Raw genomic sequence first — 20,604 nt, 5'->3', positions numbered from 1 at the left:
ACCACTGAATATACGCACAGAAATCCCCCGAGCGCAATTGCTCGGGGGATTTTCTGCGGGCGGGGCCGGCTTTACAGCACGTCCGCCAGTTCCTCCAGCAGCCGACGCTTGGGCCGCGCCCCCACCATCGACCGCACCGGCTCACCGTCCCGGAAGACCATGAGGGTCGGGGTGGACAGCACGCCGTAGGCGATGGTCGTCTGCGGATTGCGGTCCACGTCCAGCTGGACGATCTTCAGGCGGTCCCCCTCCTCGAAGGCGATGTTCTTCAGCACCGGTGCCAGCTGCCGGCACGGCCCGCACCAGTCGGCCGTGAACTGCACCAGCACCGGCAGGCCGGCGCCGATCACCTCCGTGTCGAAGTCGGCGTCCGTCACCTCGGCCAGTCCGCTCACCAAGCTCATCGCGTCAGCCCTCCCAGCTCGCATACGGGTTCCGGACCGCCCGGAACCAGCGCCTCGGCGGCCAGCTCGTCCCGAGCCCGTTCGGCCCGCTCCAGCTGTCCCGCGACCGTCTCCCGCACCGCTGTCAGCTGCCCGATGAGGGCGTCCAGCTCGGCCAGCTTGCGCCGGTAGACCAGGAGTGAGGCCGGGCAGGAGTCGCCCTCCGGATGCCCGGCCCGCAGACACTCCACGAACGGCCGCGTCTCCTCCAGGTCGAACCCGAAGTCCTGCAGCGTCCGGATCTGCCGGAGCAGTCGGAGGTCGCCCTCGTCGTACGTGCGGTGTCCCTTGTCGTCGCGCCGGGCGGACAGCAGCCCCCGCGCCTCGTAGTAGCGCAGGGTGCGGGTGGTGGTCCCGGCCCGAGCGGCCAGCTCGCCGATTCGCATGCCACGACCGTAGGCGTTGACGTCGGCGTCAAGGCAAGACGGGCGGCAGGAGCGGTTTGTGCCGCACCGGCGAGGACAGCACGATCGACGTCGTCGTACGCCCCGGCGCCGAGGTCTGCTCCAGGATCTCCTCCAGATGCACGGTGCCCGCGACGGCGACCTTGAGGATCCAGCAGTCCTCGCCGACCACGTGGTGCACCTCGGTGACCTCCGGGCGGTCGAGCAGCTCCAGGGACCTCGGCTGCTTGAGGGTGCAGCCACCGTGCGGGTTCACCCGGACGAAGGCCTGGATGCCGTAGCCGAGGCGGGCGGGCGCGACCTGGGGACCGTATCCCTCGACCACTCCCGCCGCCTCCAGCCGGCGCACCCGCCCGGCCACGGCCGCCGGGCTCAGGCCGACCCGTCGCTTCAGCTCGCTGAGTTTGATCCGTCCGTCGGTCCGCAGCAGTTCGAGGATCCGCCGGTCCACCGCGTCGAAGGCCACTGATCTTTCGTCGGCGAGGGCACGCGGCTGCCGGGGTTCTTTCGGCGCGGTGGCCATATCACTTCTGGGCGGCCGGCCAGGACTTCACGGGCCCGGTGAACGCCGCCTCCCACGGCCTGCTGTCCCTTGACGAGCTGTGCGCGGCGGTGGCGGCGAGGTTCCCGGAGACAAAGCGGGTCTTCGAAGTGACCGACTCCGCCGAGGTCTCCCCCTTCGCCTTCCGCCACCGCTACGGCATGGACAACTCCCGGGCCACCCGGCTGGGTTTCACCTTCGGCGACGTACGGCGGTGGCTGCCGAGGGCCGTGGCCGAGACACTCGACGAGACGCACTGACGCCGAGACGGTCGGCTGTCGTTGGTCGGCGGGTGTGGCCGCGGCGGTGCAGGCGTCGGTGACAGTGGCGCCGGTCGGCAGGAACCTTCCGTCGCTCCGCTGGAGGCGGACGCCGGACAGGCCGTCGTGGTGGCCGAGGCTTCCGGCGTGAGGTCGGACGCACGGGCGAGCCGAAGGAATGGGGGCAGCCGCGTACGGCCTAAGCCGCCATGCCCGCCGACTCCTCCACCTCCAGCAGGGACGCGCTGTGCCGCTCCTCCTCGAAGGCCCTGCGGCCGCCGCGCAGGCCGAACAGGCGCTTGGCCAGGGCGATGTAGAGGACCGCGAGGATGTTGAGGACGAGCGTGGCGATCTTCAGGTAGCTGACCTTCTCGGTGAGTTCGTAGATCTCCAGCGGGAGGAAGGCGGCGGTGGCGACCACCGTCAGGTACTCCGCCCAGCGCTTGGCGTACCAGAGGCCGACCGCCTCGATCAGCTCGATCAGCGCGTAGGCCAGCAGCAGGGCCGCGACCAGCAGCAACGTGGAGTGCTTGTAGCCGAAGGCCTTCTGGATGGAGCCGACGACCGGCGAGTGGTCGAGGTCGTAGTGGAAGTGCCGGAACACCGGGCGGACGACGTTCAGGTTCTCGTTGAAGAGGCGGCGCACCGCGTCCTGGCTGTTGCTGAACTTCCACACCGCGACCGCGACCAGCACGATGAACACTCCGCGCACGGCCCGCTCGATCGCCAGGAAGCGCAGGATGAACAGGTCCCGCAGCACCTTCCCGCGCGGTACCAGCGGCGCCTCGTCGGCCGGCCCCGAGCCGCGTGGCTCGCCGAGCACGAAGTCGCCGCAGCGCAGGCAGCGCCACACGTCTCCGAGCGCGGTCTGGGCGTGCAGCCGTACCCGCAGCCGGGGGTCGTCCGGCGCGTAGGTCACATGGCCCTTGCGCGCGCACGTCCGCCGGTCCCAGTCGATCTTCATCCCCCGTGCCTCCATAGCTGTACAGACGTCACGCACGAACGTGCCGTTCCGGTTGATCCGGAGCGGCACGTTAGCGGATGGGGGCGCGCAGGGTTCAGCCGGCCGCGGTCCGCACCAGCTCCTTCTCCTCCTTTTTCACCTCGGGCGCGGCGGCCTCGCGGCGCGGCAGCAGGACGGCCACCAGGACCGTGCCGATGCCCAGGATCACCGCGCCGACCAGGCTGGTGTGGGCGACGGCGTCGGCGAACGACGAGCCGACGGCATCCGTCGTCCTGCCTGCTCCGGAGGCGAGTTGGGCGGCCTGCTGCTTGAGCTGCGCGGCCTGCTGCGGGTCGCCCTGGCCCAGCGCACCGTCACCGTGCAGGGCATCCGCGAACGCCTCGCGCCCCTGCGCCAGAACACGATCCGGCTGCTCCAGCGCGGCCTGGACGAGGGCGTCTTCAGCTCCCCGCTGCCCGCGGCGGCGCTCGCCTACGTGCACGAGCAGATGCTCTTCGCGGTGATGGAGGCGGTGAACGACGGGCTGGTCGCAGCACAGGAGGCGGGCCGCTCGGCCACGGTCACGGTACTGACCGCGGCGGGCGTGCCCGCCTCCGCGGCCACCGGTCTGGTGTCCAAGGTGAGTGAGGGGTCGTAGCGACGACGGAAGCCGGGCGGCTGAGTCAACGGGGGAGACTCAGCCGCCCGGCGGTGGTACCGGACGCCCGGCCCGGGTTCAGGCGGGGCCGGACGTCCGGGGCTTTCCCTGGGATCAGGCCTTGGCCAGCTCCTTCTCGCCGTCCTCGCGCGGCTCGGGGAGCTCGGTGACCGTGGTCCGGTTCTCGTCCAGCAGCGTCGTCTCGTCGAACGGCAGCTCCCCGGCGAGCACCTGCCGCACCCGGCCCTTGTCGATCTCCTTGGTCCAGGTGCCGATCAGCACGGTGGCGACCGCGTTGCCCGCGAAGTTGGTCAGCGCCCGCGCCTCGCTCATGAAGCGGTCGATGCCGACGATCAGACCGACGCCGTCGACCAGCGCGGGCTTGTGCGACTGCAGACCGCCGGCCAGCGTGGCGAGTCCCGCGCCGCTGACGCCCGCCGCACCCTTGGAGGCCAGCAGCAGGAAGAGCAGCAGCGGGATCTGCTCGCCGACGGACATCGGCGTGCCCAGGGCGTCCGCGATGTACAGCGAGGCCATGGTCATGTAGATCATCGTGCCGTCGAGGTTGAAGGAGTAGCCGGTCGGCACGGTGATGCCGACGACCGGCTTGCTGACCCCCAGGTGCTCCATCTTCGCGATCAGCCGCGGCAGCGCGGACTCCGAGGAGGAGGTCGACAGGATCAGCAGGAACTCGCGGGCAAGGTACTTGAACAGCGAGAAGACGTTCAGTCCCGCGACGATCCGCAGCAGCGCGCCGAGCACGATGAAGACGAACAGGAAACAGGTGACGTAGAAGCCGAGCATCAGCACGGCGAGGCTCTTCAGCGCGTCCGGGCCGGCCGAACCGACCACCGCCGCGATGGCGCCGAAGGCACCGATCGGCGCGGCCCACATGACCATGGACAGGATGCGGAAGACGAGCCGCTGGATGTGCTCGATGCCGCGCAGCACCGGCTGCCCGGCCGGCCCCATGGCCTGCAGCGCGAACCCGGTCAGCAGGGCGATCAGCAGCGTCTGCAGGACCTGGCCCTCGGTGAAGGCGGACACGAACGTCACCGGAATGATCGACAGGACGAAGCCGACCGGCGGCAGCGCGTCGGGGGACACCTGGCCGTGTCCGGACGCCTTGATGGCGTTGGTGATGTGCAGCCCGTCGCCCGGGTGCAGCACGTTGCCCACGACGAGCCCGATGGCGAGCGCGACGAGCGACATGACGAGGAAGTAGCCGAGCGCGATACCACCGACGGCACCGACCTTCGCGGCCTTCCGGACGGACCCGATCCCGAGCACGATCGTGCAGAAGATGATCGGCGAGATCATCATCTTGATCAGGTTCACGAAGCCGGTGCCCAGCGGCTTCAGCTCGACTCCGGCCGCGGGCCAGACGAGCCCCACGGCGATACCGAGCGCGACCGCCACAATGACGGCTATGTACAGGTAATGGGTCCGGTCCCGCTTCACACGGGGTGCGGCAGGTGCCGTATCGGGGGTGCTGGCGGCCACGGCTGCCCTCCTTGACGTCTTCGTCGGCATCACCGGCGTGCGGCTCACGTCCGGGCGTTATGGGGAATGCCGTGACTATCTCCCGGTCTGTGAGGGCGGTCACCCTTCCGTTCATTTAGTTCACGCTCAGCCGGAGAGGCACACTGCTGACATGCGCTTCCCGTCCCTCCCCCGACCGCGCAGCCTGGCGGCCCAGCTGTTCGCCATGCAGGCCGTGCTGATAGCGGTGGTCGTGGCCGGGTACGCGCTGTTCACCTACGTCAGCGACCAGCGGCAGGCCGAGGACGCGGCGACGCGCCAGGCCTCTGCGGTGGCCCGCTCGATCGCGGACTCCCCCTCGGTCCGCTCGGCGATCCACACCCCGGCTCCGACCAGGGAGCTCCAGCCCTACGCGCTGCAGGTCATGCGGGACGCGAACGTCGACTTCGTCACGATCATGAACCCGTCCGGCATCCGCTGGACCCACCCCGACGAGAAACAGATCGGCAAACGCTTCCTCGGCCACATCGGCCCCGCCCAGCACGGCCGCACCTTCACCGAGACCTACACCGGCACCCTGGGCGCCTCCGTCCGCGCGGTGACCCCGGTGCAGGAGAACGGCCGGGTCATCGGCCTGGTGAGCGCCGGCATCAAGGTCGAGGCGATCAGCGAACGGGTCCAGGACCAGGTCACGGCCCTGTTCGGGGTGGCCGGCGGCACGCTCCTGCTGGGCGCGGTCGGCACGTACGTGATCAACGCCCGGCTGCGCCGGCACACCCACGGCATGAACGCGACCGAGCTGAGCCGGATGCACGACTACCACCAGGCGGCACTGCACGCGGTGCGCGAGGGGTTGCTGATGCTGGACGGGCAGTACAGGGTGGCGCTGATCAACGACGGCGGCCGGGAGCTGCTGGGGGTGGGCGAGGAGAAGGACGTGATCGGTACGTCGGTGGCGGACCTCGGCCTGCCGACACCGCTGACCGGGGCGCTGCTGTCGTCGCAACCGCGGGTCGACGAGGTGCACCTGACGGCGTCGCGCGTGCTGGTGGTGAACACCTCACCGGTGTCGGGGGGAGAGCGCCGGGGCACCGTGGTGACCCTGCGCGACGTGACCGAACTGCAGTCGCTGATGGGCGAGTTGGACTCGGAGCGGGGCTTCACCCAGGCGCTGCGCTCGCAGGCCCACGAGGCGGCGAACCGCCTCCACACGGTCGTGTCGCTGATCGAACTGGGCCGCGCGCGGGAGGCCGTGGAGTTCGCGACGGCGGAGCTGGAGCTGGCCCAGGCCCTGACCGACCAGGTGGTGGCGGCGGTGAGCGAGCCGGTGCTGGCCGCTCTGCTGCTGGGCAAGACGGCACAGGCCAACGAGCGGGGCGTCGAGCTGGTGGTCTCGGCGGACAGCCGGCTGGACGACGGCCTGCTCCCCTCCGGACTCTCCGCGCGGGACCTGGTGACGGTCCTCGGCAACCTGATCGACAACGCGGTGGACGCGGCACAGGGGAGTGTGGGGGCCGGGGTGACGGTGACGGCGTACGCCTCGGCCGCCGAGCTGGTGCTCCGCGTGTCGGACACCGGCCCGGGGGTCGACCCCGCCCATGCCGACCTGGTGTTCCAGCGGGGATTCTCCACGAAGCCGGCCGGCCCCGGCGGCCGGGGCCTGGGCCTGGCCCTGGTCCGGCAGGCGGTCACCCGGCTCGACGGGACGTTGACGGTGGCGGAGTCCGAAGAGGCGGACGGGGCGGAGTTCGAGGTGCGGTTGCCGCTGCGCACATCGGTGGGTGGCGGCGGATGACGAACGAGCAGCAGCCCATCCGCGTCCTCGTCGTCGAGGACGATCCGGTGGCCGCCGACGCCCATGTGATGTACGTCGGGCGGGTGCCGGGCTTCGTGGCGGTCGGCAAGGCGCACACGGAGGCGCAGGCGCGGCGGGTGCTGGACCGTACGCCGGTGGACCTGCTGCTGCTGGACCTGCATCTGCCGGACGTGCACGGGTTGCAGCTGGCACGCTCCCTGCGGGCGGCCGGACATCACGCGGACGTGATAGCGGTGACATCGGCGCGGGACCTGGCGGTGGTGCGGGAGGGGGTCTCGCTGGGTGTCGTCCAGTACGTCCTGAAGCCCTTCACCTTCGCCACCCTCCGGGACCGGTTGGTGCGCTACGCCGAGTTCCAGGCGGCGGTGGGCGAGGCGAGCGGCCAGGACGAGGTGGACCGGGCGCTGGCGGTCCTGCGTGCGCCTTCACCTGCGGCGCTGCCGAAGGGGTTGAGCGGGCCTACCTTGGAGCGGGTCACCGTGGCCCTGCGGGACTGCGCGGACGGCCTCACGGCGACCGGCGTCGCCGAGGCCGTCGGCATCTCGCGCATCACGGCACGCCGGTATCTGGAGCACCTGGTGGATGCCGGGCGGGCGGCCCGGAACCCGCAGTACGGGACGGTGGGGCGGCCGGAGTTGCAGTACCGCTGGGTCAAGGGGCAGTGAGGCGGCCCGCGCGCACCGCATGCCGTGGACCCCGCGGACGGGCGGCATCGCGAGCACCTCGCTCTGCTCCGGTCCCGCCTGCCTCCACTGTTCCACTACGGCGCGCGCCGTCTCCCGCACCGGGCCCAGCGCCGTCTGCAGGCTTCTCGGCAGGTCGCGGAGGGCCTCGCCGAGGCGCCCGGCCGGCACCGGTCCCTCCGCCGTCACGGGCGCCGCTTCGACCAGGACCGTGCCACCGCCGTCCAATGGAATCCGTGCATGGCTACGCATCCGGGCACTCCGCCGTGTTCCCGTGGGCCCCGCAGGGCCCGGAGCCGACGGACCGCCACCGTGGCGAAGACGCCCCGGAGCCCACCACGGGGGAACTCGCCTCCCGGAGCGGTCAACTCCAATCCCGCGCATACGCATTGACCTGACTAGACCATTCCTCTTACGTTCACACCGCAGCGATCTCCACGCCACGCCACACCGAAGTGAGCCCGTAGGAGGTAGTGCCCGTGCGCCCCACCGCCGCCACTCTCATCGCCCTCACCCTCGCCGCGACGACCCTCACCGCCTGCGGCACCGGCTCCGGCAGCAGCCCCAACACCCTGAAGGTCTCCTTCAAGCAGTCCACCGACAACTCCGTGAAGGTGATGGACACCTACCTCGCCGGGATCAAGAAGCAGTTCGAGAAGAAGTACCCCGGCAAGAAGGTGGAGTTAGTCCCCATCAAGGCCCCGGACTCGGAGTACTACACCAAGCTCCAGCAGATGCTCCGCTCCCCCAGGACGGCCCCCGACCTGGTGTACGAGGACACCTTCCTCATCAACTCCGACATCACCAGCGGGTACCTGAAGCCCCTCGATCCGTACCTCGCCAAGTGGCCGGACTGGCGGCAGTTCGTCGACGCGGCCAAGAACGCCGCGAAGGGCCAGGACGGGAAGACGTACGGCGTCCCGGACGGGACGGACACCCGCGGACTCTGGTTCGACAGGCGCGTGTTCGAGAAGGCCGGACTGCCCGCCGGCTGGCAGCCGAAGACCTGGGACGACGTCCTCACCGCCGCCCGGACCATCAAGAAGAAGGTCCCCGGAGTCACCCCGCTCAACGTCTACACCGGCAAACCCGCCGGTGAAGCCGCCACCATGCAGACCTTCGAGATGCTGCTGTACGGCACCGACGACGGAACGACGGACCCGCTCTACGACGCGTCGAGCAAGAAGTGGGTCGCCGGGAGCCAGGGGTTCAAGGACTCCCTCTCCTTCGTGGAGAGCGTCTACCGGGAGAAGCTCGGCCCCGACGTCTCCGACGCCCTCGACCCCAACTTCAGCACGGCCGTCCGCGGAGAACTCCTCCCCCAGGGCAAGCTCGGCATCGACCTCGACGGCTCCTGGCTGCCGCAGGACTGGCTGCCGGGCAGCGGGCACGAGTGGAAGGACTGGTCGAAGCGGCTCGGACTGGCGTACATGCCCACCCAGCACGGGCAGGCCCCGGGCAGGGTCAGCATGTCCGGCGGCTGGACCTGGGCCGTCCCGGCCAAGGCGGCCCACCCGGACCTCGCCTTCGACTTCATCAAGACGATGCAGACGAAGGACAACGCCCGTGCGTGGTACATCGCCAACTCCGGTATCGCCGTGCGCGAGGACGTCGCCGCCGACCCCGCGTACGCCACCGCCCAGCCCGGCATCAAGTTCTTCACCGACCTGGTCGCGAGCACGCACTACCGGCCCGCGTATCCGGCGTACCCGAAGGTGTCGACCGCCGTCCAGGAGGCCATGGAGGGCGTGACGACCGGCGACCAGTCCGTCGGCAGGGCGGCGAGCGGTTACGACGCCACGCTCAAGGAGGTCACCGGCGGCCAAGTGATCCAGAAGTGAGGAGCCGGCGCCGGGTCACCAGAGCCCTCCCTCTCACCCCCGCCCTGGTCCTCCTGCTCCTCTTCCTCGCCGGCCCCATCGCCTACTGCGTCTACATCGCCTTCACCGACCTGCAGCTCACCGGGCAGGCCCACTCCTCCTTCGTCGGATTCGACAACTTCCGCAAGGCCTTCCACGACGACGCGTTCCGCAACGCCGTATGGCTCACCCTGGTGTTCACCGTGCTGTCCTCGCTCGTCGGGCAGAACACCCTGGGGCTGGCCCTCGCGGCGCTGATGAAGCGTGCGTCCAGACCCGTCCGTACGCTCACCGGTGGGGTCGTGATCACCGCCTGGGTGCTGCCGGAAGTGGTCGCGGGATTCCTGCTGTACGCCTTCTTCCGGCGTGAGGGGACCTTGAACGCCATCCTGCGCGCCCTTCATCTGCCCGCGCAGAACTGGCTGTTCACGCTCCCCATCCTCGCCGTCTCCTTCGCCAACGTCTGGCGCGGCACGGCCTTCTCGATGCTCGTCTACTCCGCCGCGCTCGACGAGATACCGAGCGAGATCACGGAGGCGGCGGAAGTGGACGGGGCCGGCGGGTGGCGGCGGATGTGGCACATCACGCTGCCGATGATCCGCCGGTCCATCGGCACCAACCTCATGCTCAACACCCTGCAGACGCTCTCGGTCTTCGGGCTGATCTGGGTGATGACCAGGGGCGGCCCAGGTGACAGAAGCCAGACCCTGCCCCTCTTCATGTACGAGCAGGCCTTCCAGAACAGCATGATCGGGTACGGCACCGCCGTCGCCCTGCTCCTGCTGCTCGTGGGCTCCCTGTTCTCCGTCGTCTACCTGCGTCTGCTGCGAACGGAGGTGTAAGGCCGTCCATGCCCCGTAACCGTCCCTCCCGTCGCCTCGCCGCCGACGCCGGGCTGCTCGTCGTCGCCGTCGCCTTCGCGCTGCCCCTCGCCTGGGTGCTGCTGTCCTCCGTGGATCCGCACGCGAACCTGAGGGTCAAGGTGCCCGACGGGCTGACGTCGGCCAACTTCGACGCGATCCTGACCCCGGGCATCACCTACACCCCGCTGCTCAACAGCCTGATCCTGTGCGGGGGAGCCACCGCGCTGACCGTCGTCTGCGCGGCCCTCGCCGCCTATCCGCTGTCCCGGTTCCGGTCCCGGCTCAACCGGCCGTTCCTGCTGACGATCCTGTTCGCGACGAGCCTGCCGATCACCGCGATCATGGTGCCGGTGTACGCCTTGTTCGTGCGGGTGAATCTGATCGACACCCTGCAGGGGACGGTCTTCTTCTTCGCCGCCTCCCAACTCCCTTTCGCCATCTGGCTGATGAAGAACTTCATGGACGGGGTGCCGCAGGAGCTGGAGGAGGCGGCCTGGACGGACGGGGCCTCCTCGCTGCAGTCCCTGACCCGGATCGTGCTGCCGCTGATGGGGCCGGGCCTCGCCGTCGTCACCGTCTTCTCGTTCGTGATGATGTGGGGGAACTTCTTCGTCCCCTTCATGCTGCTGCTCAGCCCGGACCGGATGCCGGCCTCGGTCAGCATCAACGACTTCTTCGGCAACCGGGGCATGGTGGCGTACGGACAGCTGGCCGCGTTCTCCGTGATCTACTCGACGCCGGTGATCCTGCTGTACGTGCTGGTCGCGAGGAAGCTGGGGGGTGGGTTCGCGCTGGGCGGGGCGGTCAAGGGCTGAGCGTGCGGGGCGATGCGTCCTTTTCCTGCCGAACAGCCGGTACATACCGAACGGCCGGAACCATACGTTCCCACCATCCGTGATCCTGGCCGAACGGACCGTAGCCACCGGGGGATGGCGCCCCTGGCTCGTGCGGGGTGCGCCAACCCTCACCCCAACCGGAGCCCTCGGCTCCCCCGTTCAACGCCCCGGCCGCCCGCAGGCTGCGCGCCGCGCCCGGCATGGGTCCCGAGCGCACGTCGCCTACGGCATGCGGGCCCCGTACGGGCTGCCGTACGTCACGCGAGACCTCGTCATCGCCTGGGAACGCGGGGTCACCTCCCCCGGCAACCCCGAACTCACCGCCCTCGCGGGCGTGCTGTGGTGTTCCCCGGGAGAACTCATCGGCCGGCCCCGGACCCTGCGTGAACACCGGATCGCCCGGGCCGTCGCGCCCGAGGACGTCGCCCACGCCGTCGGCATGGACCTGCGCGGGTATCTGCGGACGGAGGAGACCGACGAGTGGCGGGGCGACGAACGCCAGTCGGCCGCGCTCGCGCGGGTGCTGGCCCTGCCCGACTTCGTCGCCGTCACGGGCCGTGCGGCGTAGCTCGCCGAACTGCTGCGCAGCGCGGTGACCACCCGCTGGCAGGCCTATGTGCGGCCGGTGCTGAAGGTGGCGCCCGTGGACGGGGTCGTCCTGGAGGAGGTGCTGCAGGCGCTGCACCAGGACTACCAGGGACACATGGCCGCCACCCTCAGCTGGGGTGGCGGCAGCAGCGGTGCCAGTGAGTCCGGGCGGGAGTTCCTCGACCGGATCGTGGAGAACTTCTGGGCCGCGGTCGGGGACAGGAGCGCCTAGAAGACCGACTCGGCCTCGTCCATCCGGTCCTTGGGGACCGTCTTCAGCTCGGTGACCGCCTCCGCGAGCGGCACCATCACGACGTCGGTGCCGCGCAGCGCGGTCATCTTCCCGAAGTCGCCGCGGTGCGCGGCCTCGACGGCGTGCCAGCCGAAGCGGGTGGCGAGGACGCGGTCGTACGCGGTCGGCACGCCCCCGCGCTGGACGTGGCCGAGGATGACCGGCTTGGCCTCCTTGCCGAGGCGTCGCTCCAGCTCGTACGCCAGCGCCGTACCGATGCCCAGGAAGCGCTCGTGGCCGTACTGGTCGATCGCGCCCTTGCCGTAGTCCATGGTGCCCTCGGCGGGGTGGGCGCCCTCGGCGACGCAGATGACGGCGAACTTCTTGCCGCGGGCGAACCGCTCCTCGACCATCTTGACGAGGTCGGCGGGGTCGAAGGGGCGCTCGGGCAGGCAGATGCCGTGGGCGCCGGCGGACATGCCGGACTCCAGGGCGATCCAGCCGGCGTGCCGCCCCATGACCTCGACGACCATGACCCGCTGGTGGGACTCGGCCGTGGTCTTCAGGCGGTCCATGGCCTCGGTGGCGACGCCGACGGCGGTGTCGAAGCCGAAGGTGCGGTCGGTGGAGGAGATGTCGTTGTCGATGGTCTTGGGGACGCCGACGACCGGCAGGCCCGCGTCGGAGAGCATGCGGGCCGCCGTCAGGGTGCCCTCGCCGCCGATCGGGATCAGCGCGTCGATGCCGAACTCGACGGCCATGTCGGTGGCCCGCTCGCAGGCCTCGCGCAGCCGGTCCCGCTCCAGGCGGGAGGAGCCGAGTATGGTGCCGCCACGGGCCAGGATGCCGCTGACCGCGTCCAGGTCGAGGGTGCGGTAGTGCCGGTCGAGCAGACCTCGGTAGCCGTCCTCGAAGCCGATGACCTCGTCGCCGTACTGCGCCACCGCCCGGTGCACGACCGACCGGATCACGGCGTTCAGGCCGGGGCAGTCGCCGCCTGCGGTGAGAACTCCGATGCGCATCGTGCTGTGTCTCCTGCTCGCTGTCGGTACCGGTGAGCCAGTGTCGATTGTTTCACGTCCGCCGGGGCGGCGAGTTCCTGGCGGGTGCCTTATCCGGCGGCAAGGGTATTGTCAAGAGGGATCTGCTCACCTCGGTGGGCGATTTTTGTGCCACGGACGAGACAGACGTAGCCGGACGAGACAGAGGACGGAGTGCACACGTGACGCGCAGCGTGTACGTGACCGGGATCGACCGCGGCGACGGCCGCCAGGTCGTCGAGCTGGGAGTCATGGAGCTCCTGACCCGGCAGGTCGACCGGGTGGGCGTCTTCCGTCCACTCACGCACGACGGACCCGATCGGATGTTCGAACTGCTGCGGGCGCGGTACCGCCTCTCCCAGGACCCGACCACCGTCTACGGCATGGACTACCACGAGGCGTCCGCGCTCCAGGCCGAGCAGGGCACGGACGAGCTGGTCTCCACGCTGGTCGACCGCTTCCACCTGGTGGCCCGGGACTACGACGTCGTCCTCGTCCTCGGCACCGACTTCGCCGGCACCCAGCTGCCCGACGAGCTGTCCCTGAACGCCCGGCTCGCCAACGAGTTCGGCGCGTCCGTGATCCCGGTGGTCGGCGGCCGCGGGCAGTCGGCGGAGTCCGTGCTGGCCGAGACCCGCAACGCCTACCGGGCGTACGACACCCTGGGCTGCGACGTGCTGGCCATGGTCGCCAACCGGGTGGCCCCCGAGGACCGCCACGAGATCGCCGAGCGGCTCGCCGACCGCCTGCCGGTGCCCACGTACGTGCTGCCCGACGAGCCCGCGCTGTCCGCGCCGACGGTCGCGCAGATCGCCCAGACCCTCGGGGCCAAGGTGCTGCTCGGCGACGACTCCGGGCTCGCCCGGGACGCGCTGGGCTTCGTCTTCGGCGGTGCGATGCTGCCGAACGTCCTGGCCGCCCTGACCCCGGGATGCCTGGTCGTGACCCCGGGCGACCGCGCCGACCTGGTCGTCGGCTCGCTCGCCGCGCACAGCGCCGGCACCCCGCCGATAGCCGGCGTGCTGCTGACCCTGAACGAGGTGCCGAGCCAGGAGATCCTCACGCTGGCCGCCCGGCTCGCCCCGGGCACCCCGGTGATCTCGGTGTCCGGCAACAGCTTCCCCACCGCCGGGCAACTGTTCTCCATGGAAGGGAAGATGACCGCGGCCACCCCGCGCAAGGCGGAGACCGCGCTCGGCCTGTTCGAACGGTACGCCGACACCGCCGATCTGGTCCGCCGGGTCTCGACGCCGAGCAACGACCGGGTCACCCCGATGATGTTCGAGCACAAGCTGCTGGAGCAGGCCCGCGCCGACAAGCGGCGGGTCGTTCTGCCGGAGGGCACCGAGGAACGGGTGCTGCACGCGGCCGAGGTGCTGCTGCGCCGCGGAGTGTGCGACCTGACGCTGCTCGGCCCCGTCGACCAGATCCGCAAGAAGGCGGCCGACCTCGGGATCGACCTCGGCGGCAGCCGGCTGATCGACCCGGCCACCTCCGAGCTGCGCGACTCCTTCGCCGAGCGGTACGCCCGGTTGCGCGCCCACAAGGGCGTCACGGTCGAGCTGGCCTACGACGTCGTCTCGGACGTGAACTACTTCGGCACCCTGATGGTCCAGGAGGGGCTGGCCGACGGCATGGTCTCCGGCTCGGTGCACTCGACGGCCACCACCATCCGGCCCGCCTTCGAGATCATCAAGACCACGCCGGAGTCCTCCATCGTCTCGTCCGTGTTCTTCATGTGCCTGGCCGACAAGGTGCTGGTCTACGGCGACTGCGCGGTCAACCCGGACCCGAACGCCGAGCAGCTGGCGGACATCGCGATCCAGTCGGCGGCCACGGCCGCGCAGTTCGGCGTGGAGCCGCGGATCGCGATGCTGTCGTACTCCACCGGTACGTCGGGTTCGGGTGCCGACGTCGAGAAGGTGCGTGAGGCGACCGAGCTGGCGCGCTCGCGGCGGCCCGATCTGAAGATCGAGGGGCCGATCCAGTACGACGCGGCCGTGGAGCCGTCCGTCGCCGCCACCAAGCTTCCCGGCTCCGAGGTCGCCGGGCAGGCCAGCGTGCTGATCTTCCCCGACCTCAACACCGGCAACAACACCTACAAGGCCGTGCAGCGCTCGGCCGGCGCCATCGCGGTCGGCCCGGTCCTGCAGGGTCTGCGCAAGCCGGTCAACGACCTGTCCCGGGGCGCGCTCGTCCAGGACATCGTCACCACCGTCGCCATCACGGCGATCCAGGCCCAGAACCTCAGCGAGAAGGCGTCCGAGCAGTGACCACCCCCACCCGTGTCCTCGTCCTCAACTCCGGCTCCTCGTCGGTGAAGTACCAACTGCTGGACATGCGGGACAGCAGCCGGCTGGCGATGGGTCTGGTCGAGCGCATCGGCGAGCAGACCTCGCGGATCAAGCACACCTGCGTCGCCGGCGGCGCGACCCGGGAGCAGGACGGGCCGATCGCCGACCACGACGCCGCCCTCAAGGCCGTCGCCGAGGAGCTGGCCCGGGACGGTCTGGGTGTGGACTCGGCGGAACTCGCCGCGATCGGGCACCGGGTGGTGCACGGCGGCATGTTCTTCACCGAGCCGACCGTGATCGACGAGGCGGTGCTCACCGAGATCGAGCGGCTGATCCCGGTCGCACCGCTGCACAACCCGGCGAATCTCACCGGCATCCGCACCGCGCAGGCGCTGCGCCCCGACCTGCCCCAGGTCGCCGTCTTCGACACGGCGTTCCACACGACCATGCCGGAGTCCGCGGCGCGCTACGCGATCGACCCGAAGATCGCGGACCGGTACCGCATCCGCCGCTACGGGTTCCACGGCACCTCGCACGCCTACGTCTCCCGTGAGACCGCGCGGCTGCTTGGCAAGGACCCCTCGGAGGTGAACGTGATCGTCCTGCACCTCGGCAACGGTGCCTCGGCGTCGGCCGTCGCCAAGGGCCGCTGCGTGGACACCTCCATGGGGCTGACGCCTTTGGAGGGACTCGTGATGGGTACGCGCTCCGGTGATCTGGACCCGGCGGTCATCTTCCATTTGGAGCGTGTTGGCGGAATGTCCATGGACGAGATCGACACTCTTCTCAACAAGAGGAGCGGCCTGTTCGGTCTGTGCGGGGACAATGACATGCGGGAGATCCGCCGCCGGATCGACGAGGGCGACGAAGAAGCCGAGCTGGCCTTCGGTATTTACATTCACCGCCTCAAGAAGTACATCGGCGCCTATTACGCGGTGCTCGGGCAGGTGGACGCCGTCGCGTTCACGGCCGGGGTCGGCGAGAACGCCGCGCCGGTGCGCGAGGCGGCGATCGCCGGCCTGGAGGGGCTTGGCCTCGCGGTCGACGACGGGCTGAACGCCGTGCGCGGCGGCGAGCCGCGGCTGATCTCGCCGAAGGACGCGCGGGTCGCGGTCGCCGTGGTGCCGACCGACGAGGAACTGGAGATCGCCACGCAGACCTACGCACTGGTCGGAAAGAAGAGTTAGCAATACACCGCAGTAACACGCCTGAGCGCATGTCCGCCCATTTGTATCTTCCGCCAGACGGAATATTCCGCAGCGAAACAAACCGATAGGATCGCCCCATGCGCCGTTCGAAAATCGTCTGTACTCTCGGCCCCGCGGTCGACTCCCACGAGATGCTCGTCACCATGATCGAGGCGGGCATGAATGTGGCCCGTTTCAACTTCAGTCACGGCTCCCAGGCCGAGCACCAGGCGCGGTACGACCGCGTCCGGGCCGCCGCCAAGGAGACCGGCCGGGCCATCGGTGTCCTCGCCGACCTGCAGGGCCCGAAGATCCGTCTGGAGACCTTCGCCGAGGGCCCGGTGGAGCTGGAGCGCGGTGACGAGTTCATCATCACGACCGAGGACGTGCCGGGCGACAAACACATCTGCGGTACGACCTACAAGGGGCTGCCGGGCGACGTCTCGCGCGGCGACCAGATCCTGATCAACGACGGCAACGTCGAGCTGAAGGTCCTGGACGTCGAGGGCCCGCGGGTGCGGACGATCGTCATCGAGGGCGGTGTCGTCTCCGACCACAAGGGCATCAACCTGCCCGGCACGGCCGTGAACGTGCCCGCGCTGTCCGAGAAGGACGTGGAGGACCTGCGCTTCGCCCTCCACATGGGCTGCGACATGGTCGCGCTGTCCTTCGTCCGGGACGCCAAGGACGTGGGCGACGTCCACAAGGTGATGGACGAGGAGGGCCGCCGGGTCCCCGTCATCGCCAAGGTGGAGAAGCCGCAGGCGGTCGAGAACATGGAGGACGTCGTGATGGCGTTCGACGGCGTGATGGTCGCCCGTGGCGACCTCGCCGTCGAGTACCCGCTCGAAAAGGTCCCCATGGTGCAGAAGCGCCTGATCGAGCTGTGCCGACGCAACGCCAAGCCGGTGATCGTGGCGACCCAGATGATGGAGTCGATGATCACCAACTCCCGCCCGACCCGCGCCGAGGCCTCCGACGTCGCCAACGCGATCCTGGACGGCGCGGACGCGGTCATGCTGTCGGCGGAGTCCTCGGTGGGCGCCTACCCGATCGAGACGGTCAAGACGATGTCGAAGATCGTCACCGCGGCCGAGCAGGAACTGCTCTCCAAGGGCCTGCAGCCCCTCGTGCCCGGCAAGAAGCCGCGCACCCAGGGCGGTTCGGTGGCCCGCGCGGCCTGCGAGATCGCCGACTTCCTCGGCGGCAGGGGCCTGATCGCCTTCACCAAGTCCGGTGACACCGCCCGCCGGCTGTCCCGCTACCGCGCGGCCCAGCCGATCCTCGCGTTCACCACCGACGAGGGCACCCGCAACCAGCTGACCCTCAGCTGGGGCGTGGAGTCGCACGTCGTCCCCTTCGTCAACAGCACCGACGAGATGGTCGACATGGTGGACCAGGAGCTGGCCAACCTTGGCCGCTTCAGCCCCGGTGACACGCTGATCATCACCGCCGGCTCGCCCCCCGGCGTCCCCGGCACCACCAACATGGTCCGGGTCCACCACCTGGGCGGCACGACCAGCTGACGCTGCCCGCAAGGGCTCGCACGGCACTGAGGGCGCCCCCTGCGACAGGGGTCGCCCTCAGCTGTGTGCGGCTCCCGAACGGGCTTGAAGGGCCGGTCAGTCGGTGGTGTACACGTGCATGCCGGGCACGTGCAGGTTGCCGCCGAACTGGGCCGCCTGGACGACCTTCACGTGGGTGAAGTAGATCAGCGGGATGTTCAGCGGAGGCGGGCTGTCCGGGCTGAACGTCACCGGGATCAGGCCGAACAGGTTGCCGGAGATGCTCTCGGTGTACATCACGGTGTCGCCACCGCGGATGGTGGACGTCGAGCCCTTGGACGCCTGCACGTGGTAGGTCTTGTTCGCCTGCTTGTCGTTCACCGTCTGGTGCAGGTCGCCGATGTCGGTCCCGCCGGAGATGACGTACTTGAGCACCTTCTTCTTGGTGCCGTTCGCCGTCTTCACCTCGACGATGCCCTGGTAGTCGGCGCCCTTCAGCAGCAGCGAGCTGGCGTTCAGGTACCAGGGGTCGTCCGCCACCGGCACCTTGTTGTCGACGCCGCTCTCGTCGTCGGTGGCCACCGGGCAGTCGTCCGCGGACGTCGTGGAGCTCGCGGAGGGGCTCGGCGTGGCCGACTCGGCCGCGTCCTTGACCGCCTTCGTGGTGTCCTCGGCCGTCTTGGAGACCTTGTCGGTGGTGTCCTTCACCGTGTCCGTGACCGTCTTGGCGGCCTTGGTGGCGGTGTCCTTGACGGTGTCGGTGGCGCTGCCCTTGCCGGAGGACCCGGACGCGTCCGAGGAACCGGACGAGGTCGAGGTGTCCGAGGACGACGGGGTCGCCGACGGAGTCGGGCTCGCGGACGTGCCGGAGTCCTTGCTGCCGCCGGTGAGGACGTCACCGATCGTGTCGCCGATGGTCTCCAGCAGGCCGCCACCGCTGCTCTGGGACGCCGAGGGGGTCGGCGTGGCGGGGGCGCCGCCACCGGAGCCCGAGGAGCCGGATCCGGAGGAACCGGAGTCCGAACCGGAGTCGGAGGAACCGGACGTCGCCGTCGGCTTGGGCGTGGCCGTGTCGTCGGAACCTGAATCCGACGGGGAGGTCTTGCCCGAGTCCTTCGTGCCGGCGGTCGCCGTGGGGGTCGGCGTCGCCTTGTCGGTGGACTCGCTCGCGGACGGCGAGGGGGAGGCCGACGCGTCCTTGGAGTCGTCCAGCGCCTTGACGCAGTCCTTGTACTCGTCGGCCGACAGACTCTTCGACGACGACGGGGTCGTCGAGGTGTTGTTGTCCGCGAGGGCGAGCGTGGACGTGAAGCCCATGCCCATGAGGACCGCCGTGGGCATCGCCACGGAGGCTATCGCCTTGCCGGCCGGCATGTGGAACCTGGTGAACAGCGGCTTCTTGGGTGCCGCGTGGCGGGGCCCGGTTCTCGCACGGGACCCGTCCACATCGGTCCCGTGGGTCACCTCGTCAGCCGGCACTGTGCCTCCCGTTCGCCTCGTTGCCCGGGCTCGTTCCTGACAGGTCGTACGGCTCGCTCACCCCGTCCGGGGCCTTCTCGAACAGCGGGGCGGCCTGGGGCGCACCCCCCTCGCCCGGGGCGGCCGCGGCCGGCGGCTCCTGCTGCGGCGTGCCGCCCGGGCTCCAGGCGATGGCCATCGCTCCGCCGACGAGGGCGAGCAGGAAGCCCGCGATGAAGCCGCCGAAGTTGGACACGGGGAGGGACACCAGCGCCAGCAGGATCGCGGCGACGCCCGCGAACGTCCGTACGTGCTTCTGGTACCAGAGGCTGATGCCCAGGACGACGAGCAGCACGCCGATGATCAGGGAGCCGGCCCCCGCCGTGGTCGCCATCGCCAGCGTGAGATGACCGAGCTGGAGATGGAAGTACGGGAAGTACATGATCGGAAGACCGCTGAGCAGGACGTACAGACCGGCCCAGAACGGACGGGTGCCCCGCCAGGCGCGGAACTGCAGCCTCCGGCGGGGGAACGTGCCGGATTCGGCGGCAGGGGTCTCGGCGCTCATGGAAAACAGCTCCCTGGTGCGGCGTTGCTGTGGTCGTGATGTGTGCCGCGCGTGAAGACGCGGCCGAAGGTGCAACGGGCGGGGGCGCCGTCGGCTCCCCCGCCCGTCACGGAGTGCTCAGTAGCACTCGATTCCCTTGCCGTCGCCCTTGTGGAGCGACATGTGCAGGCCGCTGAGCTTGAAGGTGCCGGCGGTGGTCGCCCACGCCGTCTGCTGCACCTTGCTCAGGTCGGCCGAATCGGCCTGCTGGGCGAAGCCGTACGGGTTGGCCTGCTCCCCGTTGCCCTTCATGCCCGGACCCTTGCTGGCGTCCTTGGCGGCCACACCGATGTCGATGTTGTTGAACGTCGCGTCGGCGCTCAGGTCGTCGACATCGATGTAGAGGTTGTGGGCCTGGACCTTCTCGTGCCCCGCGCCACCGGCCTCCAGACGGAGGGTGACCGAACCGAGGAACGGCACATCCGGGGTGACCACGGACTGGCACATGTTGGTGATCGTGGCGTCGTTGAACGACGAGACGGCGACGGCGTGAGCCGTCTTCTTCCCGTCGAGCGTGTAACCGCTGTCGATCGCCCCGTACTGGGCGAAACCCTGGCCGTGGAGCTGGTCGGCCGTCACCTTGAACTGCTGGCCGGAAACGCTGAACGAAGCAGCGAGAGCGCCCTGCGCGAGGGCGACACCTATCGCGGCCGTAGCGGCAACGCTGGGCACCATGACCACAGCGAACCGCTTCCATCTGGTCCCGCCACGCACCTGGGACTCCATATTTCCTCCTTCTCGGACGTACATCTCCTGGCCCGGACTCGCCACAGTCGGCGGCTCAGCCGGGCAGGGATGGGAGAAGTGCTACGTCCTCGGGAAGGAGAGCGCCCGCGCCCTCAGGCGCGAACCGCGCCCGAATCACCGGCGATCACCCCCGAGCGACAACCACTGGTCGCGCCTGA

Annotated in this window: 18 protein-coding genes and 2 pseudogenes; 11 read left to right on the top strand and 9 right to left on the bottom strand. The window is 69.9% G+C overall.

Going from position 1 to position 20,604, the window contains the following annotated elements; translation table 11 throughout:
• Positions 1–71 precede the first annotated feature (71 nt).
• Genes ACFZDC_RS14030 through ACFZDC_RS14020 form a run of 3 tightly spaced genes read right to left on the bottom strand, consistent with a single transcriptional unit; the run spans position 72 to position 1,370 of the window.
• Positions 72–404: a thioredoxin domain-containing protein gene (locus tag ACFZDC_RS14030; RefSeq protein ID WP_391323435.1), complete on the bottom strand. Its 333-nt coding sequence runs from the start codon at positions 402–404 to the stop codon at positions 72–74.
• On the bottom strand, positions 401–829 hold the full coding sequence (locus tag ACFZDC_RS14025) for a MerR family transcriptional regulator (protein ID WP_391323432.1): 429 nt from the start codon (positions 827–829) through the stop codon (positions 401–403). Before ACFZDC_RS14025 ends, ACFZDC_RS14030 begins: the two co-directional genes overlap by 4 nt.
• Before the next feature lie 28 nt (positions 830–857).
• Positions 858–1,370, bottom strand: coding sequence for an AsnC family transcriptional regulator (locus ACFZDC_RS14020; RefSeq protein ID WP_391323430.1), 513 nt, complete (start codon positions 1,368–1,370; stop codon positions 858–860).
• A gap of 38 nt (positions 1,371–1,408) precedes the next feature.
• On the opposite strand from ACFZDC_RS14020, the gene ACFZDC_RS14015 reads away from it, so the two are divergent.
• Positions 1,409–1,648 (top strand): hypothetical protein, encoded by a 240-nt coding sequence (locus ACFZDC_RS14015; protein WP_391323428.1) that lies wholly within the window; start codon positions 1,409–1,411, stop codon positions 1,646–1,648.
• A 199-nt stretch (positions 1,649–1,847) separates the two neighbouring features.
• Here the strand turns inward: ACFZDC_RS14015 and ACFZDC_RS14010 are convergent, their stop codons facing one another.
• Entirely contained in the window at positions 1,848–2,612 is a 765-nt protein-coding gene (locus ACFZDC_RS14010) for a DUF2127 domain-containing protein (protein ID WP_391323426.1), read from the bottom strand.
• A gap of 325 nt (positions 2,613–2,937) precedes the next feature.
• On the opposite strand from ACFZDC_RS14010, the pseudogene ACFZDC_RS14005 reads away from it, so the two are divergent.
• Positions 2,938–3,249, top strand: a pseudogene (locus ACFZDC_RS14005) (TetR/AcrR family transcriptional regulator); the annotation flags it as partial.
• A 114-nt stretch (positions 3,250–3,363) separates the two neighbouring features.
• On the opposite strand, the gene ACFZDC_RS14000 reads toward ACFZDC_RS14005, so the two are convergent.
• Positions 3,364–4,782, bottom strand: a complete 1,419-nt coding sequence (locus ACFZDC_RS14000; RefSeq protein ID WP_391323480.1) for a cation:dicarboxylate symporter family transporter — start codon at positions 4,780–4,782, stop codon at positions 3,364–3,366.
• Between the two features lie 121 nt (positions 4,783–4,903).
• On the opposite strand from ACFZDC_RS14000, the gene ACFZDC_RS13995 reads away from it, so the two are divergent.
• From ACFZDC_RS13995 to ACFZDC_RS13970, 6 genes and pseudogenes are all read left to right on the top strand, one after another.
• Positions 4,904–6,526 (top strand): ATP-binding protein, encoded by a 1,623-nt coding sequence (locus ACFZDC_RS13995; RefSeq protein ID WP_391323424.1) that lies wholly within the window; start codon positions 4,904–4,906, stop codon positions 6,524–6,526.
• A complete protein-coding gene (locus ACFZDC_RS13990) occupies positions 6,523–7,212 on the top strand; it encodes a response regulator (protein ID WP_391323421.1) in 690 nt (229 codons plus the stop codon). Before ACFZDC_RS13995 ends, ACFZDC_RS13990 begins: the two co-directional genes overlap by 4 nt.
• A 497-nt stretch (positions 7,213–7,709) precedes the next feature.
• Positions 7,710–9,071 carry an extracellular solute-binding protein gene (locus tag ACFZDC_RS13985; RefSeq protein ID WP_391323419.1) on the top strand — a complete coding sequence of 454 codons (1,362 nt, stop codon included), beginning with the start codon at positions 7,710–7,712 and terminating at the stop codon, positions 9,069–9,071.
• Positions 9,068–9,931, top strand: a complete 864-nt coding sequence (locus ACFZDC_RS13980) for an ABC transporter permease subunit (protein WP_391323417.1) — start codon at positions 9,068–9,070, stop codon at positions 9,929–9,931. Before ACFZDC_RS13985 ends, ACFZDC_RS13980 begins: the two co-directional genes overlap by 4 nt.
• 8 nt (positions 9,932–9,939) lie before the next feature.
• Positions 9,940–10,767, top strand: coding sequence for an ABC transporter permease subunit (locus ACFZDC_RS13975; protein WP_391323415.1), 828 nt, complete (start codon positions 9,940–9,942; stop codon positions 10,765–10,767).
• A gap of 221 nt (positions 10,768–10,988) precedes the next feature.
• Positions 10,989–11,608, top strand: a pseudogene (locus tag ACFZDC_RS13970) (XRE family transcriptional regulator).
• Here ACFZDC_RS13970 and ACFZDC_RS13965 read toward each other — a convergent pair.
• Complete coding sequence (locus tag ACFZDC_RS13965; protein WP_391323413.1) at positions 11,605–12,630, bottom strand: ATP-dependent 6-phosphofructokinase; 1,026 nt, start codon at positions 12,628–12,630, stop codon at positions 11,605–11,607. The pseudogene ACFZDC_RS13970 and the gene ACFZDC_RS13965 sit on opposite strands and share 4 nt — an antisense overlap.
• Before the next feature lie 200 nt (positions 12,631–12,830).
• Between ACFZDC_RS13965 and pta the strand changes: the two genes are divergently transcribed.
• From pta to pyk, 3 genes are all read left to right on the top strand, one after another.
• Positions 12,831–14,921: a phosphate acetyltransferase gene (gene pta, locus ACFZDC_RS13960; protein WP_391323411.1), complete on the top strand. Its 2,091-nt coding sequence runs from the start codon at positions 12,831–12,833 to the stop codon at positions 14,919–14,921.
• On the top strand, positions 14,918–16,129 hold the full coding sequence (locus ACFZDC_RS13955) for an acetate/propionate family kinase (protein ID WP_391323409.1): 1,212 nt from the start codon (positions 14,918–14,920) through the stop codon (positions 16,127–16,129). The genes pta and ACFZDC_RS13955 overlap by 4 nt, the downstream gene beginning before the upstream one ends.
• A 98-nt stretch (positions 16,130–16,227) precedes the next feature.
• Complete coding sequence (gene pyk, locus ACFZDC_RS13950) at positions 16,228–17,655, top strand: pyruvate kinase (protein ID WP_391323407.1); 1,428 nt, start codon at positions 16,228–16,230, stop codon at positions 17,653–17,655.
• Positions 17,656–17,751: 96 nt separating this feature from the next.
• Here pyk and ACFZDC_RS13945 read toward each other — a convergent pair whose 3' ends face one another.
• From ACFZDC_RS13945 to ACFZDC_RS13935, 3 genes are all read right to left on the bottom strand, one after another.
• A complete protein-coding gene (locus tag ACFZDC_RS13945; protein ID WP_391323405.1) occupies positions 17,752–19,113 on the bottom strand; it encodes a hypothetical protein in 1,362 nt (453 codons plus the stop codon).
• Complete coding sequence (locus ACFZDC_RS13940) at positions 19,103–19,660, bottom strand: DUF6114 domain-containing protein (protein WP_391323403.1); 558 nt, start codon at positions 19,658–19,660, stop codon at positions 19,103–19,105. The genes ACFZDC_RS13945 and ACFZDC_RS13940 overlap by 11 nt, the downstream gene beginning before the upstream one ends.
• 117 nt (positions 19,661–19,777) lie before the next feature.
• Positions 19,778–20,425, bottom strand: coding sequence for a DUF6230 family protein (locus ACFZDC_RS13935; protein WP_391323401.1), 648 nt, complete (start codon positions 20,423–20,425; stop codon positions 19,778–19,780).
• Positions 20,426–20,604: the final 179 nt, after the last annotated feature.

Source organism: Streptomyces sp. NPDC007905, assembly GCF_042959345.1.
Taxonomy (GTDB): Bacteria; Actinomycetota; Actinomycetes; order Streptomycetales; family Streptomycetaceae; genus Streptomyces.
Note: the sequence above shows the minus strand (reverse complement) of the source record. Positions and strands in the feature narration are given on the sequence as shown.

What these genes read in the sequence shown, in the direction of transcription:
- ACFZDC_RS14025 (WP_391323432.1), bottom strand. Translation starts at nt 829, where the DNA reads ATGCGAATCGGCGAGCTGGCCGCTCGGGCCGGGACCACCACCCGCACC.
- ACFZDC_RS14010 (WP_391323426.1), bottom strand. Translation starts at nt 2,612, where the DNA reads ATGAAGATCGACTGGGACCGGCGGACGTGCGCGCGCAAGGGCCATGTG.
- ACFZDC_RS13965 (WP_391323413.1), bottom strand. Translation starts at nt 12,630, where the DNA reads ATGCGCATCGGAGTTCTCACCGCAGGCGGCGACTGCCCCGGCCTGAAC.
- pyk (WP_391323407.1), top strand. Translation starts at nt 16,228, where the DNA reads ATGCGCCGTTCGAAAATCGTCTGTACTCTCGGCCCCGCGGTCGACTCC.
- ACFZDC_RS14030 (WP_391323435.1), bottom strand. Translation starts at nt 404, where the DNA reads ATGAGCTTGGTGAGCGGACTGGCCGAGGTGACGGACGCCGACTTCGAC.
- ACFZDC_RS13975 (WP_391323415.1), top strand. Translation starts at nt 9,940, where the DNA reads ATGCCCCGTAACCGTCCCTCCCGTCGCCTCGCCGCCGACGCCGGGCTG.
- ACFZDC_RS13990 (WP_391323421.1), top strand. Translation starts at nt 6,523, where the DNA reads ATGACGAACGAGCAGCAGCCCATCCGCGTCCTCGTCGTCGAGGACGAT.
- ACFZDC_RS13995 (WP_391323424.1), top strand. Translation starts at nt 4,904, where the DNA reads ATGCGCTTCCCGTCCCTCCCCCGACCGCGCAGCCTGGCGGCCCAGCTG.
- ACFZDC_RS14000 (WP_391323480.1), bottom strand. Translation starts at nt 4,782, where the DNA reads ATGCCGACGAAGACGTCAAGGAGGGCAGCCGTGGCCGCCAGCACCCCC.
- ACFZDC_RS14020 (WP_391323430.1), bottom strand. Translation starts at nt 1,370, where the DNA reads ATGGCCACCGCGCCGAAAGAACCCCGGCAGCCGCGTGCCCTCGCCGAC.
- ACFZDC_RS13940 (WP_391323403.1), bottom strand. Translation starts at nt 19,660, where the DNA reads ATGAGCGCCGAGACCCCTGCCGCCGAATCCGGCACGTTCCCCCGCCGG.
- ACFZDC_RS13935 (WP_391323401.1), bottom strand. Translation starts at nt 20,425, where the DNA reads ATGGAGTCCCAGGTGCGTGGCGGGACCAGATGGAAGCGGTTCGCTGTG.